This window comes from Rhodonellum psychrophilum GCM71 = DSM 17998 (genome assembly GCF_000381545.1).
GTDB lineage: Bacteria > Bacteroidota > Bacteroidia > Cytophagales > Cyclobacteriaceae > Rhodonellum > Rhodonellum psychrophilum.
Genome location: NZ_KB906674.1, coordinates 46,122 through 63,868, shown reverse-complemented (window position 1 = coordinate 63,868; position 17,747 = coordinate 46,122). Strand labels below are relative to the sequence as shown.

17 protein-coding genes are annotated in these 17,747 nt (G+C 43.2%); 14 read left to right on the top strand and 3 right to left on the bottom strand.

The annotated features are described in order from the left end of the window. Positions 1 to 75: 75 nt before the first annotated feature. The 4 genes from F824_RS27395 (at position 76) to F824_RS27690 (ending at position 2,515) form a co-directional block, all read left to right on the top strand. Complete coding sequence (locus tag F824_RS27395) at positions 76 to 228, top strand: lmo0937 family membrane protein (protein WP_019596434.1); 153 nt, start codon at positions 76 to 78, stop codon at positions 226 to 228. A 341-nt stretch (positions 229 to 569) separates the two neighbouring features. Next, positions 570 to 1,709 (top strand): 5-(carboxyamino)imidazole ribonucleotide synthase, encoded by a 1,140-nt coding sequence (locus F824_RS0103295; RefSeq protein ID WP_019596432.1) that lies wholly within the window; start codon positions 570 to 572, stop codon positions 1,707 to 1,709. A gap of 3 nt (positions 1,710 to 1,712) precedes the next feature. Continuing rightward, positions 1,713 to 2,228, top strand: a complete 516-nt coding sequence (gene purE, locus F824_RS0103290) for a 5-(carboxyamino)imidazole ribonucleotide mutase (RefSeq protein WP_019596431.1) — start codon at positions 1,713 to 1,715, stop codon at positions 2,226 to 2,228. A gap of 143 nt (positions 2,229 to 2,371) precedes the next feature. Next, entirely contained in the window at positions 2,372 to 2,515 is a 144-nt protein-coding gene (locus F824_RS27690; RefSeq protein WP_169368202.1) for a hypothetical protein, read from the top strand. 206 nt (positions 2,516 to 2,721) lie between these two features. Here F824_RS27690 and F824_RS0103280 read toward each other — a convergent pair whose 3' ends face one another. After that, positions 2,722 to 3,168, bottom strand: a complete 447-nt coding sequence (locus tag F824_RS0103280) for a hypothetical protein (protein WP_019596429.1) — start codon at positions 3,166 to 3,168, stop codon at positions 2,722 to 2,724. Between the two features lie 102 nt (positions 3,169 to 3,270). Continuing rightward, positions 3,271 to 3,627 carry a DUF3127 domain-containing protein gene (locus F824_RS0103270; RefSeq protein ID WP_019596427.1) on the bottom strand — a complete coding sequence of 119 codons (357 nt, stop codon included), beginning with the start codon at positions 3,625 to 3,627 and terminating at the stop codon, positions 3,271 to 3,273. A 356-nt stretch (positions 3,628 to 3,983) separates the two neighbouring features. Between F824_RS0103270 and F824_RS0103265 the strand changes: the two genes are divergently transcribed. The 5 genes from F824_RS0103265 (at position 3,984) to F824_RS0103240 (ending at position 8,986) form a co-directional block, all read left to right on the top strand. Further along, the gene (locus tag F824_RS0103265; RefSeq protein ID WP_019596426.1) at positions 3,984 to 4,586 is read left to right on the top strand and encodes an RNA polymerase sigma factor; all 603 of its coding nucleotides are present in this window, start codon (positions 3,984 to 3,986) and stop codon (positions 4,584 to 4,586) included. Beyond that, a complete protein-coding gene (locus F824_RS0103260) occupies positions 4,561 to 4,794 on the top strand; it encodes a hypothetical protein (protein ID WP_019596425.1) in 234 nt (77 codons plus the stop codon). Before F824_RS0103265 ends, F824_RS0103260 begins: the two co-directional genes overlap by 26 nt. 319 nt (positions 4,795 to 5,113) lie before the next feature. Then, positions 5,114 to 5,782: an endonuclease III gene (gene nth / locus F824_RS0103250; RefSeq protein WP_026333466.1), complete on the top strand. Its 669-nt coding sequence runs from the start codon at positions 5,114 to 5,116 to the stop codon at positions 5,780 to 5,782. A gap of 19 nt (positions 5,783 to 5,801) precedes the next feature. After that, positions 5,802 to 7,655 (top strand): asparagine synthase (glutamine-hydrolyzing), encoded by a 1,854-nt coding sequence (gene asnB, locus F824_RS0103245; protein WP_019596422.1) that lies wholly within the window; start codon positions 5,802 to 5,804, stop codon positions 7,653 to 7,655. 107 nt (positions 7,656 to 7,762) lie between these two features. Further along, positions 7,763 to 8,986 carry a glycosyltransferase family 4 protein gene (locus tag F824_RS0103240; RefSeq protein ID WP_019596421.1) on the top strand — a complete coding sequence of 408 codons (1,224 nt, stop codon included), beginning with the start codon at positions 7,763 to 7,765 and terminating at the stop codon, positions 8,984 to 8,986. Here F824_RS0103240 and gldB read toward each other — a convergent pair. Continuing rightward, positions 8,955 to 9,959: a gliding motility lipoprotein GldB gene (gene gldB / locus F824_RS0103235; RefSeq protein ID WP_019596420.1), complete on the bottom strand. Its 1,005-nt coding sequence runs from the start codon at positions 9,957 to 9,959 to the stop codon at positions 8,955 to 8,957. The genes F824_RS0103240 and gldB overlap by 32 nt on opposite strands. Before the next feature lie 535 nt (positions 9,960 to 10,494). Between gldB and F824_RS0103225 the strand changes: the two genes are divergently transcribed. From F824_RS0103225 to F824_RS0103205, 5 genes are all read left to right on the top strand, one after another. Then, positions 10,495 to 11,451, top strand: a complete 957-nt coding sequence (locus F824_RS0103225; protein WP_026333465.1) for a fasciclin domain-containing protein — start codon at positions 10,495 to 10,497, stop codon at positions 11,449 to 11,451. A gap of 340 nt (positions 11,452 to 11,791) precedes the next feature. Further along, the gene (locus tag F824_RS0103220; protein ID WP_019596417.1) at positions 11,792 to 12,874 is read left to right on the top strand and encodes a PDDEXK nuclease domain-containing protein; all 1,083 of its coding nucleotides are present in this window, start codon (positions 11,792 to 11,794) and stop codon (positions 12,872 to 12,874) included. Positions 12,875 to 13,383: 509 nt separating this feature from the next. Then, positions 13,384 to 13,893 (top strand): fasciclin domain-containing protein, encoded by a 510-nt coding sequence (locus tag F824_RS25515; RefSeq protein ID WP_161629740.1) that lies wholly within the window; start codon positions 13,384 to 13,386, stop codon positions 13,891 to 13,893. A 57-nt stretch (positions 13,894 to 13,950) separates the two neighbouring features. After that, the gene (locus F824_RS0103210; RefSeq protein ID WP_019596415.1) at positions 13,951 to 14,955 is read left to right on the top strand and encodes a radical SAM/SPASM domain-containing protein; all 1,005 of its coding nucleotides are present in this window, start codon (positions 13,951 to 13,953) and stop codon (positions 14,953 to 14,955) included. Between the two features lie 190 nt (positions 14,956 to 15,145). After that, on the top strand, positions 15,146 to 17,746 hold the full coding sequence (locus F824_RS0103205) for an SLBB domain-containing protein (protein ID WP_026333463.1): 2,601 nt from the start codon (positions 15,146 to 15,148) through the stop codon (positions 17,744 to 17,746). Position 17,747 lies beyond the last annotated feature (1 nt).

Sequence of the window (17,747 nt, the reverse complement as noted above, 5' to 3'; positions counted from 1 at the left end):
CAGGGAGGCACTGGCATAGTAATTGTTTATATGGTATTTATTCAATATTATATTTAACTAAAAAAACCTACAACTATGAACTCTTTATTGTATTTGATCGCAGTGATTTTAATTATTGGTTGGGTCTTCGGATTCTTTGTGTACAGTGCCGGAGGATTGATCCATGTACTTTTGGTTTTGGCGGTTGTGGCAGTTCTCCTAAGATTGATCGGCGGCAGAGGCGTATAACCCATTCCCTATTATAAAAATAAAAATTAAGCCCTTTCAGATAGAAGGGCTATTTTTTTGTTTTTTCCCCCCGAAGGAGGTGCTGGGATTCGCAATGAGCGTTTGAACCCCAAATATGCAATAGGCTTTCTTTTGGATATTGAAACCGAAAGAAAATCAAACAATAGGGAGACCATTTCCTGACACCAATAGCGCGAAGTCAAAAACAATAACGGTCGCCTGATATTTTAGCAATTATCGGTTGGATTGAAATTGGCAATGGGTAATCAAGGTTTAATATCCCCTCACCTTTTCCTTATCCTGATAATTGTCTTATTTTTGGCGAAACAAATAAGTTCTCGGTGCAAAACAATTATCAACAACAAAAGCTGGGCATACTTGGTGGGGGTCAGTTGGGAAGAATGGTCATCCAGGCGGCCATCAACTACAACATTGACATCCATATCCTTGATCCAGACCCCAATGCGCCTTGCAAGGCCATTGCCAATCAATTTACGGTGGGAAGTCTTACCGATTTTGATACGGTCTATGCGTTTGGGCAAAATTGTGACATTATCACCATTGAAATCGAGCATGTCAATACAGAAGCACTGGAAGCCTTGGTCAAAGACGGAAAAGAGGTTTATCCACAGCCTCATCTCATCCGCTTGATCCAAGACAAAAGAGCGCAGAAACAATTTTATAAGGACAAAGGGATCCCTACGGCTGATTTTGTCCTTACGGAGAACAAAGCCGAAGTGATGCAACACAAACATTTCTCCCCAGCGGTCAACAAATTGGGAAGGGAAGGTTATGATGGACGTGGGGTACAGATTCTACGCTCACCAGATGATTTCCACAAAGGATTTGATGCACCGGGGCTGCTTGAGAAACTGATTGATTTCGACACGGAATTGGCCATTATCGTGGCCAGAAACAAGCGCGGGGAAACTGTTGCTTATCCTCCTGTGGAGTGCCTTTTTCATCCCACAGCCAACTTGGTCGAATTCCTGTTTTCTCCCGCAACCATCACAAAAGAAGTCCAAGCCAAAGCAGAAGCCGTCGCATTGGATGTGATCCAAAAGCTTGATCTCGTTGGGATATTGGCAGTGGAACTTTTTGTGACCAAAGAAGGAGAAATCCTCGTCAATGAAATCGCACCGAGACCGCACAACAGTGGACACCAGACCATAGAAGGAAATTTCACTTCCCAATTTGAGCAACATCTCCGGGCGGTGATGAACATGCCATTGGGCAATACCGAATTGAGAATGCCGGCAGCCATGGTCAATTTATTGGGCGAAGATGGATTCACAGGAGAAGCCTTCGTGGAAGGTCTGGACGAAGCCATGGCCCAAAAAGGCGTGTACGTCCATCTCTATGGCAAGAAAATCACCAAACCTTTCCGGAAAATGGGGCATGTGACCCTGTTGGACGAAAACCTGGAAACCCTCAAGAAGCGGGCATTTGAAATAAAAGAATTGATAAAGATAAAAGCATAAAACATGGGCGTACAAGTAGGGATTATCATGGGAAGCAAATCCGACCTTCCGATCATGGCCGAGGCCGCAAAAGTTTTGGAAGAATTGGGCATTGGCTATGAATTGACCGTCGTATCGGCCCATAGGACACCCCTTCGCATGTTGGAATATGCAGAAACTGCAAGAAAAAGGGGCTTGAAGGTGATCATTGCCGGAGCCGGTGGTGCTGCACATCTTCCTGGAATGGTGGCCTCATTGACTTCACTTCCAGTGATCGGCGTGCCGATCAAATCCTCCAATTCCATCGACGGTTGGGACAGTATCCTGTCGATTTTGCAAATGCCGGGAGGTATTCCGGTGGCGACCGTCGCATTGAATGGCAGTAAAAATGCAGGGATATTGGCAGCATCGATTTTAGGGGCTTTTGATGGCGCAATCGCTGAAAAGCTTGACACCTACAAAAAGCAGCTGAGGGAAACCGTGGAAGATACTGCCCGAGAAATCGAAACCAAGGGTTGGAGAAATGCACTTGGGGAATAAAGAATTTCAGATTTACTGAGATCAACAAGAGGAAGAAAAGGTTTCCTTGTCCGAGCGCGATTCAATAATCACCATCCTTGGGCATTTTCAAATTGAAGACCTCGGCCAAATATCATTTTGATTCCATTTATAAAATCAATCCCATGGATCTGAAAAAAATCATAAAATTCAAAATCGGCAGCGAGGATTGGGAAATGCCCTTGGGGGTAATTCTCCTTTTGCTGGGGATTACCTTTGTCTTGGTCTTTGGTGGTGCTTATTTGGGCTTTAAATTCGGTCAGCGATAAATTGATTTTGTAGAAATTGGAGATCGATTCTTCGAACCCATTTTATACATACCGAACTCAAATCAAGATTGTAATCCACGGACAATCAATTAGGTCTTGACTGTTTTTGACCTTACCCTATTGGCATCAGGAATTAGCCTCCCAATAGGCTGATTTTCTTGCAGTTTCGATTCCATTTGGAAACGCAATGCATATTTAGGGTTGAATCAATCTTCAAAAATACCCCAGCCATCCTTCATTTTTTCATTCGGATCAAATCCTCGAATCCATTCCACAAATAGGGTTTTGAAATCCCGGATGGCATCCCTTAACAGTTTCAAATGCTCTTCAGCATGGGCACCTTCCAAAGCAAGCTGATAGGTCATGGTGTTCAATTCCCGGGCATTGACTTTCATGATCACGGCATTTTCCATCTTGAGGATAAAATCAGACGTGGATTCGGCATCGGAAAATTTGGAACAAAGAATGGCTGCACTTTCCACCATCAACCTGCCATAAAGCGTTCTTCTTGCCTCGTCCAATGAGCCCACGAGCGCATGCGTGAGTTTGATTATTTCCATTCCTTTTCTAAAAAGTGGATGCTTATGGTTTTCTTCCCGAAAATCATCTGTATCCTCATCATCCCAAGAATTTTCATCAAAATCATTCCACATCGCATTCCAGATTTTGTAGATTTAAAAAAACTTGGAAAAGCAGGGATTTGCTCCAAAGGCTTTTTGGGAGCAAATCCCTGTTTTTATTTGAAATCAAAAGAATTAGAATGGCAAAACATCATCACCACCTTCTTCTGAAAAGGTACTCACATCAGGCATGCTTGCAGATTTGCTCTCCGAAGCCGCGCCACTATCTCCCTGCTTGTCCACTTTCCAAGCTTTGATATCAGAATACCATTTGCCATTGTATTCCCGGCTTTCCAATTCTATTCCTACATTGACTTGATTGCCTTCTTGTAAGTTGAATTGGTCAATTTTATCTCCCCAAACGGTAAAACAAACCTTTTTAGGGTAATTACCGCCCGTTTCGAGAATGTATTCCTTTTTTCTCCAAACACCATTTCTTCCATTTCCGCTTTGTTCGGCCAGTACCTGAACAATTTTTCCGTTGATTTCCATATATAAAGGTTTATGATTTTCGAACCACGAAGATAAGAAAATCAGATAAGAATAGTAAGGCTACCGCAAACACCTTTTCTCTCTACAAAAAATGAATTTATCGGATTTGCCATCTATATTGTGTAGATTATAATTTTAAACTTACTTTTTTCAAAATAATATTTCATTAAAATACGTAAAAAGTTCAATATATTCTTTTTAATCCTGCTTTTGTCAGAATATAGTTCAAAAAAAATCATATAAAGTATTGCATGAGTGTTTTTGATTCAATACATTTGAATGGACCTCAAAATATGTTTCATCCTTTAAAATTATAATATGGCCTGAACCTCTACGTTATCTTAAAGTAATTTTGTATGAGTAAAAGGATTGGTCCAAAAGACAGTGAGCTAATTGCGCAGTATAGGAATGGAAGCGAAGCTGCATTTGAAATGTTGGTGGATAAATACAAATCAAAAGTATTGACGACCATCTATTTGATAGTGAAAGACCAGGGGGTTGCTGAGGATTTGTTGCAGGATGTATTTATCAAAGTGATCTATACCTTGAATGCAGACGGATACAATGAAGAAGGAAAGTTCCAGCCTTGGTTGATGAGAATCGCCCATAACTTGGCCATTGATTACTTCAGAAAAAGCAGGCGCTATCCCACCATCATCATGGAAGATGGAGAAAGCCTGTTTAACACGCTGAAGTTTGCAGAAGAAACCATTGAAGACCTCCAAATAAAAGAGGATACCCTTGCGATGATCCGGAAGTTGATAGAAGAACTCCCAGAAACCCAAAAGGAAGTCTTGATTATGCGGCATTACAATGATTTGAGTTTTCAGGAAATCGCCGAACAAACCGGGGTAAGTATCAATACCGCCTTGGGAAGAATGCGCTATGCACTGATCAACATGAGGAAAAAAATGAAACAACTAAACTTTGCCTATGACAAAATCTTTTACCCCAAATGACCTGCTTAGATATATCTATCAGGAAATGAGTGAGGGAGAGAATGAGCTGTTCGTGCAGGCCCTGCACAAAGATGAAACTTTGATGCAGGAATATTTAGGTATGCTGAGCACAATCGAGCAATTGGACCAACTCATTCTTGAACCTTCTGAAAAAGTAGTAAAGGCCATTCTCAAAAGGGCCAAATCTACGGGACTCGAAAAAGTATGATCGTTTTAGCCCTAAGGTAGACCTGAAAATCCAAAAATTTTCAGGTTTTTTTTGCTTCTCGCTATCGAAAACCATCAAAAATCTCCGGTTTTTCGCTCCATTCCCTTAGCGAAATCTTCACCTTTGCAGAAATCACACTTCCAAAATCCGCAAGGTGTTGCTCCAAAAAATATTCCCAAAAAGCAACACGCTCCTTAAAACAAAAAAGAAACCTTGTTGAAAAACGATTTTCTGACATTGAGGTTATAATAATGAAAATCCAGATGCTTATTTGCCGGCAACGATGGTAAATTACACCCAGAAAGAGCCCCTCCAAAAAATGCTAAAGAAAGAAAGATACGCTGCCTTTATTCAACACTTTTCAGAAAACATGCCCGTCGCGGAGACGGAACTGGCTTATGAAACCCCTTTCCAGCTTCTGGTAGCGGTCGTCCTCAGCGCACAGTGTACGGACAAAAGGATCAACATCGTCACTCCGCCCCTCTTTAGGGATTTTCCCAGTCCGGAACATTTGGCAACAGCCGATTTTGATGAACTTTTCCCCTATATAAAATCCGTATCCTACCCCAGCAACAAAACCAAACACCTTCTTGGATTGGGCAAGATGTTGGTCGAAAAATTCCAAAGCGAAATCCCTTCCACCGTGGATGAATTGACCCAACTCCCGGGAGTCGGCAGAAAAACCGCCAACGTCATCACTTCGGTCATCTGGAATCAACCCAACATGGCGGTGGATACCCACGTATTTCGCGTGTCCAAAAGACTGGGACTGGTGCCCATGAATGCCAAAACTCCTTATGAGGTTGAAAAGCAGCTTGTCAAACATCTCCCCAAACAACACATCCATGTTGCCCACCATTGGTTGATTCTTCATGGCCGCTACACGTGTTTGGCCAGGAGCCCAAAGTGCCATGAATGCCAATTGACCCATTTTTGCAGGTATTACGAAAAAAATGTAGCCAAAAATTCCGCGGCGAAAACCGTTTGATTCCTTTCTTCTTCCAGACATGTGCGGTATCAACCTCCTGATCAATCCAAGCCTAAATGGTGAAGCCAGCATCCAAAAAATGATGCAGGCAACCGCGCATCGGGGACCGGATGCTTCGGGTTTCGAAAGATTGGCGGAGAATGTTTTTTTGGCCGGAAACAGATTGAAAATCCTGGATTTGACAGATGCTTCCAACCAACCTTTTTGGTCACAGGACAAAAACGCCGTATTGGTTTGGAACGGGGCCTTGTACAATTATCAAGATCTCAAAAATGAATTGGTAGAATTAGGCTACACTTTCCGGACCCAATCGGATTCGGAAGTATTGCTCTATTGGCTGATGGCCTTTGGCACCAAAAAAATCGCTTCCCTTAAAGGCATGTTTGCATTTGTCTATGCAAACATTCAAACCCATGAACTCCTTGTCGCAAGGGATCCATCAGGACAAAAACCTCTCTATAGTTACCATTCAGGGAGTTTTTGGGCTTTTTCCTCAGAAAGCAAGGGGATTTTGGCGGCTTTGGACAAAACCTCTTCCATAGACGAAAATCAATTTCTTCCGTATTTTCATGCACGCCATTCCTTTCCCGACAAAACTTTTTATCGGGGAATCCACCAGGTCTTGCCCGGCCATGGCATGGTGTGGAACTGGAAAACCTCCACATCCAGCCCTTTTCAATGGGACTACCCGATTGAAAAACAAACGGATTTTCATCAAGCCAAATTCGAAACACTATTAAAGAACGCTGTCCGGACTCATTTTCATACCGATCGACCGGTTGGCATGGTACTCAGTGGCGGTACTGACAGTAGTTTGTTGTATGCGCTTTGGCATGAGCAATCGGGGATTGCACTGCCCACTTACACGGCCACATTTGATCAGGCGCTCCAACACAAATACGAGGACCCCATTTTTGCCAACAAGCTTGTCCAGAAATATCCGGCAGACCACCATGAAGTAAAAATCGACGTGGCGACCGTGATGGAAAATTGGCCGGCATACATCGAAAGTCTCGACCAACCCATCGGAGACAGTGCAGGTTTTCTGACTTGGATGATTGCAAATAAAGCGAAAGAAAAGGTCAACATTTTGATATCCGGAGCGGGTGCCGACGAATTGTTTGGGGGCTACAACCGCCACAAAGCTTTTAAAAATTACCTCAAAAACCCAAAGGCATTTCTTTGGTTGAAGAAATTTTACCAATGGATTCCAATGCCATTGGCTTTGGAAAAAATGCTCAAGTCCATCGCAGAAACACCTGAACAGACTTTTGTCAATTTTTCCACGCTTTTCCCGCTTCCCAAAGATTCACTAAGCCTTTTCAAGCCTTGGTATCCCCAGTTCAATGCTCCTTTCAAAAACGCATTGGAATTTGACCGGACCTTCTACCTCGTCAATGATGTAATCAAAGTCCATGACAATTCCTGCATGGCCCATGGGATTGAGGGTAGATCGCCCTATTTGGACCATGATCTGGTCGTCTTCAGCAAAAGTATGCCCGAAAATCTCCATCTTGAATTGGAGGGAAAAGCTTGGATAAAAGGAGCTTTGGAAGATCGGGGATTGGGTTTTATTGCCAACAGGAAAAAACTCGGTTTCGGTTTGCCGCTGCAGGAATGGTTTCAAAAAGAGCCGGATTTCCGAGAATGGGTTTTCGGGCCGATTCGGGAGATGGTCGTAACATGGGGGGAAATTCTTCCACCTGAAATGCTTAAATTGGCACGTTGTCCAGAAAAAGCAAAAACAGCGCATTTCCTGTTGATATGGAATCTTTTCCTTTTGGCATCCTGGTTAAATCCAAAAGATGCAATAGATTTCCCAATTGGTGTTGAAACTGAAAGAAAATCAGACTATTGGGAGGATCAGGTCTAGCACCGATTTGGCAAAATCAAAAACAGCAAGCAATTGACTGATTATCAAACAATTTCAGGTTGGAGTAGAATCGGTAAAGCACAACACGGGCTAAAGCAGCAAAACGAATGAGAATCATCTATGTCCACCAGTATTTTTTGACCCCGCAACAAGGAGGAGCCATCCGCTCCTATCACTTGGCCAAGGGGATGGTGGATGCCGGTATAGAGGTGGAAATGATCACTTCACACAACCAAGACTACTATGATTTCAAAATGATCCAGGGCATCAAGGTGCATTACCTTCCAGTGGCATATACCCAAGGATTTGGGACAATCAGAAGGATCTGGTCATTTCTCAAGTTCGTAAGCTTGGCCAAACAATGGATCAAAAAACTCCCCAGAGCAGATTTGCTTTACATCAGCTCCACTCCCCTCACTACGGGATGGATCGGAATGTGGGCAAAAAAGAAATTTGCCCTGCCGTATATTTTTGAGGTGCGGGATCTTTGGCCCGAGGCGCCGATACAAGTCGGTGTGATCCGGAATCCCTTGCTCCAAAAATGGCTCTATCGCTTGGAGTCCAACATCTACAAACATGCCCTGAAAATCGTAGCCCTTTCCCCGGGTATCGCCAATCATATTCGCGAAAAATCACCCGAAGCCCACATTTCCATTATTCCAAATTTCTCAGATTTGGAGTTTTTTCAAGCCACCTCAAAAGACCCAAAAATTCTGAGAGAATACGGGTTAAAAGCGGTATTCACCATTTGTTACACAGGCGCGATCGGCAAGGTCAATGCGGTGGATACTTTGTTGGATATTGCCAAAATAGCCCAGGAAAGAAAGAAAACCTATCAGTTTGTGGTGATGGGCGAAGGCTCCCACCTGAAAGCATTGGCCCAAAAAGCAGCTGATTTGGGCTTGTCAAATTTTTATCCTATCCCCTTCGGCAACAAAGAAAAAGTCAGGGATTTGCTATCGATCTCGGACATGGCTTTTATTTCCTTTGGCCAGCAGCCTGTGTTGAGGACCAACAGCCCCAATAAGTTTTTTGATGCTTTGGCTGCCGGAAAATCAATTCTGGTCAACCATAAAGGTTGGGTCCATGATTTGGTAAAAGCCAATGCGCTCGGATTATATGCATCGCCATCCAAACCTTTGGAAGCATTCCAAAAACTCGATGAACTGGCCCAAAACCCTGAACGACTATTGAGTTTCCAAGCCAATGCACGAAAATTGGCCGTCAATCATTTTTCAAAGGAATTGGCTGTGAGAAAAATGCTGGTGGTTCTGGATCCGGAAAAATTCGGGGGAGAATTTAGGGACGGGGCTTATATCCTGATTGCCTGAAAATCCGGTCCGTATCCGTATCCGACATCAACTCATCCAGAGACACAGAATTGTTGAATCGATAATCATCCACAATATTCCAACCCAACCAGCGTCCGATTCTTCCGGGCGCATCCGGACTGATTTCGTCTGTGGCAGGTGCTTCTCCGGTGTATTTTCTGATGACAAAGGGATTGGTTTCGAAGAGCAATTCATTCTCGACAAAGTGTGCCCAAATCAACTCTTCATTGTCAAAACAAGCACTCACTTCCTTTTGGCTGTAGCCAATGATATAATCGTCGGCAGTACAAGGCAGCATCATCTTGGTGAAATGAAAGGCTTTTCCGTAGTAAATCATTTCCGATAAGAGCGTGTTTTGCTTTAAATCGGTTTTGTTGAAACGGGAAGAAATTGCTGTGACAATCATGGGGATTAAATAGTCCCTTTCATACCGCTTGGTGATATAATTGGGCAAATCCGGCGGTTGAAAACGATGCGCGGCCGGTAAAAAGTAATCCAATCCAATGACAATGATGTCCTCGTGAACCAATAAGTCCAAGCTGAATCCGCTGACGAAAGTGTACACCTTCGGCACCTTGAACTCGGGGAAATAATACCGAATGTACTTGAAGGCATTGAGCAACTCAGTTTCCAAATCGGAGATGTCTTCATAATTCTTTTTGACCTCTGTGTAAAGTTCTATCATCAAGGTGTCTTGATGTATTGCAAAGAGTTCGGTGGCCAAAACCTCCTTAGATTCATAAAGTTTTGCCTGCAAATAAAGATCGGTGAATTCCGGATATTCCTCCAACAGAAAAAGCAAATCCTCCGGTTTTTCGGCTAGGAAAAATTGATCTTCCAATCTTTCGATTTTCAGTTCAATATTTTCCTTCAATATTTCAGGGTCCAAACTACATGCTTCCTCCTGTTTCTTACAGGAAAAAAGGAGTATTCCCACAATAAGACAAATAACCGCTGAACGTAATTTCTGCATCTTCACTATTTTATTACCTCGTTTCCAAAACCAAATCTACAAGAAAACAGCCAAATTGATGTTGTTTTTTCCCTTTCGAGATGCTGTCAAATTTTCCATTACGCCAAACAATCAAATTTATTTGATAAATCGATCCATTTTAACCCCATTCCATCACACTTGAACTGCCCCCCAAGCTGTGTTGATCCCAGAATTCCTGGGACAGCTTCCAAGTCGATCCTCTTTGGACTTTTCAAAACTGAAACTTTCCCTTACCCTGATTTTTTGGGTATAAACTGAGCAACAAAATGTAAATCAAAAGGGTAAATCCGACCACAAAATGCCATAAATAAAGGCCTAAAAATTATAAACCATTGATGGTCAGGTGTTATCCCCCAAAAAACAAACGATTTTTTTATTTCCAAAAGGGCGTTTTTCAGTTACATTTAAAGGCAGTTCATTTACATTTTTTGCTTTTTTCAACACAAGCAATAACCAATCACCCTCGGATCTGGTTTAGCTAATGTTCCACAATTAAACTAAACCAATATATACTATGAAAAAATTCATGATTTCAAACTTCAGTAGAATAATTCCGATGACGGCGTTGGCCGCCACCTTTGGTTTCTATTCCTGTGGAGATGATGATCCGACACCTCCGATCCCCGAGCCAAATATTGTGGAAGTAGCCGCAGCAAATGCCAGCTTTACAACATTGGTTACTGCAGTACAAACTGCAGGATTGGTCCCAACATTATCCGGAACAGGTCCTTTTACTGTCTTTGCCCCAACCAACGAAGCCTTCGGTAGATTTTTGACTGACAATAATCTCACTGCAAATCAGCTGTTGGCCGCAGACAATTTAGATGACATCCTAACTTACCACGTAGTGGCAGGTGAGGTACCCGCTTCAGCTGTAACCGCTGGAAAAGTAACCACTGTAGCAACAACTCCATTTTACGTGAGCGTGGCGCCAAACAATGATATTTGGATCAATGGAAATTCCAAAATCATCCAAACGGATGTCAATGCTTCCAATGGAGTGATACACGTTTTGGATTATGTCATCACTGCACCCACTCAAAATATTGCTGAGATCGCAGTTGCTGCTTCTACTGCTGCCGCGCCACAATTTACGCAACTGGTGGCTGCATTGACTCGTGCCAATTTGGTGAGTGCTTTCACTGGTGGATTTGACGATAACTTTACTGTTTTCGCACCCACTGATGCTGCTTTTGCAGATTTATACGTTGCCTTGGGTGTTTCTGGGATCAATGAAGTTGATTTGGAAACCTTAACAGCGGTATTGCAATATCACGTGGTTCCTGCAAGGGCTTTTTCTCAGGACCTAAGAGAGGGCGCTTCCTTGCCGACATTGCTTACTGGATCTAACCTAACCGTAAACCTTGCCAATCTTAAAATCAATGATTCAGGTCTTGTACCGACTGCATTGAACATTCATGGCACAAATGGTGTCATCCATGCCATAGATAAAGTTTTGTTGCCAGGTTGATTTTTAAAAAATCAATGATTTCCAAAAGGGGTAGACGGTTAAGTTTACCCCTTTTTTTATGCTTTTTTCCAAAGAATTTTTTAGTGAGGCATTGATTCCCAGCCTTAATTTTCTCTAATCTCTTCGAAGCACTAAGTCCTTGCTAGGACCACAAAGGGGCAACGCACTGATATCTTCGTTTCAGAAGATTTTACAATAAGGGCGAAGAGTTTTTCGCAAAGGGATGATTGTAGATTGACCAGGATTGCAAATATCGAACAACAACACAGCAGCCCCATAGCTTATTTAGGCCTTTTCAATACTATTTCCTTTAGATTATTGTTGTGTCATTGGTGGTTAAATGGATAATCAACTCGGTCATCAAAGGATAAACTGCGTAGAAAACCAGTTCGGAAAGACAAGCATTACTAAAAAAACATTATTTTGTATCAAAATAAATATGGACAAGCGATTTACCCACATTATTCAACTTATTAAGCAATCTCGGACGATTGCTCTTAAAGCCGTAAATTCTGAATTGATTAACCTTTATTGGAACATCGGAGAATATTTAACCAATAAGATTGAACTAGCCGAATGGGGCGACGCTGTGGTGACTGAATTAGCAAAACACATTCAACAAAACGAACCCGAAATAAAAGGCTTTTCCGACAAGAATATTTGGAGAATGAAGCAGTTTTACGAGACATACAAGGACTTTCCAAAACTCTCAACACTGTTGAGAGAAATAAGTTGGTCTCATAATTTGGCGATATTTTCAAGATGCAAAACCGTTGAAGAACGAGAGTTTTATTTGAAACTAGCTAAACAAGAAAGTTACAGTTTCCGAGAACTCGAACGACAAATATCTGCTAGCCTTTTCGAGCGCACTTTGATAGGAAACTCAAAACTCTCAGCAGTGCTGAAAGAAAGTAACTTCGACATCACAAACACATTCAAAGACGGCTATGTGTTAGAATTTCTAAACCTGACGGAGCCACATAGTGAAAGTGAGTTACAAAGTGGACTTGTAGGACAAATGAAAAACTTCATACTTGAACTTGGCAAGGACTTTTTGTTCATAGATAAAGAATACAAGCTACAAGTTGGTAATAGCGACTTTTTTATTGACTTGCTTTTTTATCATCGTGGACTGCAATGCTTGGTGGCATTTGAACTCAAAGCCGACAAGTTTAAGCCTGACCACTTAGGACAACTGAATTTTTATTTAGAAGCATTAGACCGAGATGTTAAGAAAACGAATGAAAATCCAAGTATTGGAATTTTGTTGTGTAAGGACAAAGACAGTGAAGTTGTTGAATATGCTTTAAGCAGAAGCCTATCCCCCACTATGGTTTCAGAGTACAAAACCCAACTACCTGACAAGAAACTTTTACAACAAAAACTACACGAACTGTTTGACAATGAAACAAACGAGAATTAGAATTACTGTTGCTTATCAAGGCGCTGTAAAATAATTTAAAGATGTTTCTTTAATTTTCATTAGCGAAAAGAGGGGTCGAAGGGTCCTCAGAGAAAAGACAGGAAAAGTAACTGGAGTTTCCTGGTTGGTTGGGTTGAATTTTTTCTTTGACCAGGATTACAAATCCTGATTATCTGAAGTACGGGATTGCAAATCTCGAACAGCGGGATAATTTCCGAAGATTAAAATACACGCTTAAGATTTTCACCTTCGTTACGCGATTGAAAAAACCACCTCTCAACAAAAGCTATAGGCTTGGTTCAAATCTTAACACCGCAATTCATTGTTAAGCGGCAGGACGAAAATCGACCCCTATCACAAAGCTTCTCAATTATCCCTCCCCAAAACTGGGATTGGGAAATAAATCATACTTTTGCCTTAAGCCAACAGGGAACGAGCAAAAACCATCAGTGATTTGAAATCTTATGGGCTCCAATCACGTTCCATTTTGGAAGACCAAATTTCGAAAAATGAAAAACAGACGACGCTTCTTCCTTCAATCTCTCCTTTGGGCTTCCCTCGCAGTAATGGTAGTCGGTTCCTGCAATGGCGGATTTGACCTTCCCCCCACGACTGAGCAAAACATGATCGCCACGGCGGCAGAAAATCCGGAACTCAGCACCTTCCTCTTCGCCATCAACAAAGCCGGATTGACCAATGCATTGTCCACCCAAGGGCCATTCACCGTTTTTGCACCATCTAACCAGGCTTTTTTAGAGTCCCAATTGAACCTCAATTTGATGACCGCTGATTCCCTCCAGGACATTCTGGTCTATCATGTATTATCCGGAAGATATTTGACATCCCTGTTAGAAAGAGACTCCATTCCAACATTTTCACCGGACAACTACCTGTTTTTTCGGGGGCAAAATAACAGGATAAGCATCAATGAAAACACAAAGATCACCACCGCCAACATCGAAGCGACTAATGGAGTAATCCACATTGTGGATCGGGTATTGATTGCTGAACAAAATTGATTAAGACCAGACCTTTGGTTTCTTTTTTATCCAAAATTTTATTTCTTTCTTGAACGAGTGAAAAACAAATTGATCAACGGTTGGGCATTTTTCAGGTACCTGAACAAAAAAAAACTATCCAATTACATTCTTTTATTCGCCTCTTTTCACCTTAGCCGATGGACCAAAAAACCCATCATTTGGGGGTATCCAAGCACACTTTCGATAGAGCCGACTACGAGCTGCAATCTTCGCTGTCCAGAATGTCCAAGTGGACTGCGCAGTTTTACCAGACCGACCGGCATGCTGAGCAACACCTTATTCAGGTCCATCATTGACCAATCGGGAGATTACCTCAGCTACCTCCACCTCTACTTTCAGGGAGAACCGTACCTGCATCCGGAATTTTTGGATATGGTCAAATACGCAGACCAGAAAGGGATTTTTACCGCCACCTCCACCAATGCCCATTACCTCAATGCCGAAAATGTCCACAAAACCCTTGATTCTGGACTTCGACAGTTGATCGTCTCCATGGATGGCATCACTCAGGAAGTGTATCAGGATTATCGAATCGGAGGAAAACTCCAAAAAGTCAAAGATGGACTGGCGCTTTTGGTCCAAACCCGGAAGGAAAGGGACTTGAAATTTCCAAGAATCATCCTCCAGTTTTTGGTCACGGGAAAAAATGAACACCAAATCCCGGAACTACATGGTTTTGCAGCGGCACTTGGGGTAGATGAGGTCCAATTGAAAACCACCCAAATCTATGGTTTCGAAATGGGATCTGAATTGATTCCCAAAAACCCGGAATATTCCCGTTATCTCCCTTCCGGAAACGGGAACTGGAAACTCAAGAAAGAAATCGAAAACAAATGTTGGCGGATGTGGCAAGGTGCCGTGGTCACTTGGGATGGCAAGATCGTCCCCTGCTGCTTTGACAAAGATGGCAGCCATGTCATGGGCAAAATCGGGGAGGCAACACTTCAGGAAGTCTGGAAATCTCCCCAATACAATGCCTTCCGGCGGCAACTTCTGGAAGATCGTCAGCAAATCGAAATGTGCAAAAACTGCTCGGAGTAGTCTCGAAATGCCCAAGTTAGAAATTCATGCTATTTCATTACAGCTTGGAATAGTTATCTTTACGCTAGTTTACTGATATTTTACAGCGAATACTCCCCTTTTGAGCCCTTCTTTTTTTTCGGCTATACCGAAAAAGAAAAGGCTGAAAACGGCAAAACACAGAGAATTACCCATGAATTTTCAAATAAAAATGACTTTAAAAACATGCTGGTCGGTGCTATTGCTGTCCCTTGTTTTGTTTTTTGCAGTTCCGCCGACGGCTCACTCCCAGTCAATGGCGGATATCGCCAATATCAAGGTGGATGAGCTCTCGGATGAACAAATCAAGGAATTGGTCCGACGGGCAAATGAAGCCGGTTTGTCCGAATCAGAGTTGCTACAAATGGCCCAGGTAAGGGGGGTTCCCGCCACGGAAGTCGAAAAACTTAGAATCCGTCTCGAAAAGTTATCCTTGACTGGATCTGGGACCAGATCCACTGCAACCGCTTCCAAAAGGGAGCCAAGAAGTCAGGCAGACCTCAACTTCATCGCCCAAGACATTCTTAAATTCCAACCTGATTTTAGTGGAGTGAAAGATGAGATCTCCGCAGTTTTCGGCTCCAATCTTTTTTACAACAAAAACAGGAGATTGTCATTTGAACCCAACCTGAACATGGCCACGCCAAAAAATTATGTGGTCGGACCGGGTGACATGCTGTACATCGATGTCTATGGACAATCCGAGCAATATTATGAAGCCACGGTAAATCCAGACGGATTTCTTTTATTGGACAATATCGGTCCGGTGAGTGTTTCAGGAAAGACCATAGAAGAATCCACGGGAATCATCAGAAACAGGCTTTCCACGTATTACTCGGGCCTTCGTGGCGCCAACCCCAATACTTTTCTTCAGGTGACTCTGGGAAATGTCCGGACGATAAAAGTGCATTTGGTGGGTGAACTGAGACTTCCAGGCACTTTTACGCTGAGCGCTTTCAGCTCGGTGTTCAATGCACTTTATGCAGCAGGCGGCCCAAATGACAATGGCACCATGCGAAACATCAAAGTCATCCGGGATGGCAAAACGGTTTCGACAATCGATATCTACACTTTCTTGGTAGAAGGAATCGCCAGCCTGGACTTCCAACTTCGGGATCAGGACGTGATTTTGGTGGAACCCTTTATTTCCAGGGTTTCCGTGATCGGGGAAGTCAAAAGGCCGAAGATTTTTGAGGTGAAGGAAAACGAAAACTTCGATCAACTGCTGAAATATGCAGGTGGATTCACGGATGAGGCCTTTCGAGACCGAATCAATGTCACGCGGATCACAGGAAAAGAGCGGGCGGTTTCAGACATTTACCAAAATCAATTTGCCATCTTCTCCGTAAAAGGCGGTGACCAATATACCGTAGGAAAAGTGCTCAACCGCTTCGCCAATCGGGTTCAGATCAAAGGCGCTGTATTTAGGGAAGGCAATTACGCCTTGACCGAAGGCCTCACCTTGGTCCAATTGATCCGAAATGCCGATGGGGTCCGTGGAGAAGCCAATCTGGAACGCGCGAGTATCCTCCGGACAAATGAAGACCTCAGCACGGAAGTACTTTCCGTCAATCTTAGAAACATCCTCAATGGCAGCCAATCAGACATTTCCCTTCAGCGGGAAGATGTGGTTCGGGTGTCAAGCATCTACGACCTCAAGGAGGAAATTTATGTGCAGGTAACGGGTGAAGTAAGGAATCCCGGAACCTATCCCTACTCCAGCGAAATGACCGTAGAGGACCTGATTGTCCTTGCCGGAGGCTTAAGGGAAGCTGCCAATATCAATGACATTGAAATCGCCAGAAGATTGGTAAATCCAGAAGTAGGCGCTTTCTCAGAACTGGTGCCTGTGCAAATCAATGCAGATCTTTCCCTACGCGCAAACCCCATTGCAATGGCGCCTTTTGACAATTTGATCATCCGGAGAAAACCGAATTTCACCTTGGAGAAATTGATTCAAGTGGAAGGACAAATCAATTCCCCGGGGGTGTTTGCCGTGAAGTCTGCCCAGGAAAGGATTTCAGATGTTATTCGAAGAGCGGGAGGTTTGACAGCTTTCGCCTATCCCAAAGGGGCAACCTTGATCCGGAGAACGGAATTTTACGAAACAGAATCCGAACAAATCCGGAGACAGAGAAACCTTTCAGACCTCCAGCAAAAAATGCTTCTGGACCCCAACAATACCGAAGCCCAGGAATTGCTGCTCGCACGTTTGTTTCAAGACCTCGGAAAAACCCCAGCGCTTGATGCCATGGAAACTGCTTCCGCCTCTCAATCCAAGAGAGACGCCATCACGGGAATATCCGAAACCAAAAGCAATCTTTCTCCCATTAAAATCAAACAAACGGAAGCCGTCGCCATCGATTTGGAGTCCATACTCAAAAATCCGGGATCTGAATACGATCTTATCTTGGAAGAAGGCGATATTATTTCCATTCCTAGACAACTCCAAACCGTGAGAATGCGGGGAGATGTCGTGTATCCAACCACCGTGCGGCATGAATCTGCCAGGGGAATGAAGTATTATATCAACCAATCGGGCGGTTTTGACAACCGTGCCAATCGCAAGCGGACTTATGTCGTCTATGCAAACGGGGAAGTTGCCCGGACAAAAAGTTTTCTTGGCTTGCGGGTTTTCCCCGGTGTCGAGCCTGGCGCTGAAGTGATCGTGCCGACCAAAGGACCCAGAATCCCGCTTCGACCGGGGGAATTGGTGGGAATTTCCACTGGATTGGCAACCCTGCTCCTGATCTCTTCCCAAATCAACTGGTAAT

Bases quoted from the DNA above. Each gene is read 5' to 3' on its own strand.
- F824_RS0103205 (WP_026333463.1), top strand. From the start codon at position 15,146: ATGACTTTAAAAACATGCTGGTCGGTGCTATTGCTGTCCCTTGTTTTG.
- F824_RS0103240 (WP_019596421.1), top strand. From the start codon at position 7,763: ATGAGAATCATCTATGTCCACCAGTATTTTTTGACCCCGCAACAAGGA.
- F824_RS27395 (WP_019596434.1), top strand. From the start codon at position 76: ATGAACTCTTTATTGTATTTGATCGCAGTGATTTTAATTATTGGTTGG.
- gldB (WP_019596420.1), bottom strand. From the start codon at position 9,959: ATGCAGAAATTACGTTCAGCGGTTATTTGTCTTATTGTGGGAATACTC.
- F824_RS0103220 (WP_019596417.1), top strand. From the start codon at position 11,792: ATGGATAATCAACTCGGTCATCAAAGGATAAACTGCGTAGAAAACCAG.
- nth (WP_026333466.1), top strand. From the start codon at position 5,114: ATGCTAAAGAAAGAAAGATACGCTGCCTTTATTCAACACTTTTCAGAA.
- F824_RS0103225 (WP_026333465.1), top strand. From the start codon at position 10,495: ATGAAAAAATTCATGATTTCAAACTTCAGTAGAATAATTCCGATGACG.
- F824_RS0103280 (WP_019596429.1), bottom strand. From the start codon at position 3,168: ATGTGGAATGATTTTGATGAAAATTCTTGGGATGATGAGGATACAGAT.
- F824_RS27690 (WP_169368202.1), top strand. From the start codon at position 2,372: ATGGATCTGAAAAAAATCATAAAATTCAAAATCGGCAGCGAGGATTGG.
- F824_RS0103260 (WP_019596425.1), top strand. From the start codon at position 4,561: ATGACAAAATCTTTTACCCCAAATGACCTGCTTAGATATATCTATCAG.
- F824_RS25515 (WP_161629740.1), top strand. From the start codon at position 13,384: ATGAAAAACAGACGACGCTTCTTCCTTCAATCTCTCCTTTGGGCTTCC.
- asnB (WP_019596422.1), top strand. From the start codon at position 5,802: ATGTGCGGTATCAACCTCCTGATCAATCCAAGCCTAAATGGTGAAGCC.
- purE (WP_019596431.1), top strand. From the start codon at position 1,713: ATGGGCGTACAAGTAGGGATTATCATGGGAAGCAAATCCGACCTTCCG.
- F824_RS0103270 (WP_019596427.1), bottom strand. From the start codon at position 3,627: ATGGAAATCAACGGAAAAATTGTTCAGGTACTGGCCGAACAAAGCGGA.
- F824_RS0103265 (WP_019596426.1), top strand. From the start codon at position 3,984: ATGAGTAAAAGGATTGGTCCAAAAGACAGTGAGCTAATTGCGCAGTAT.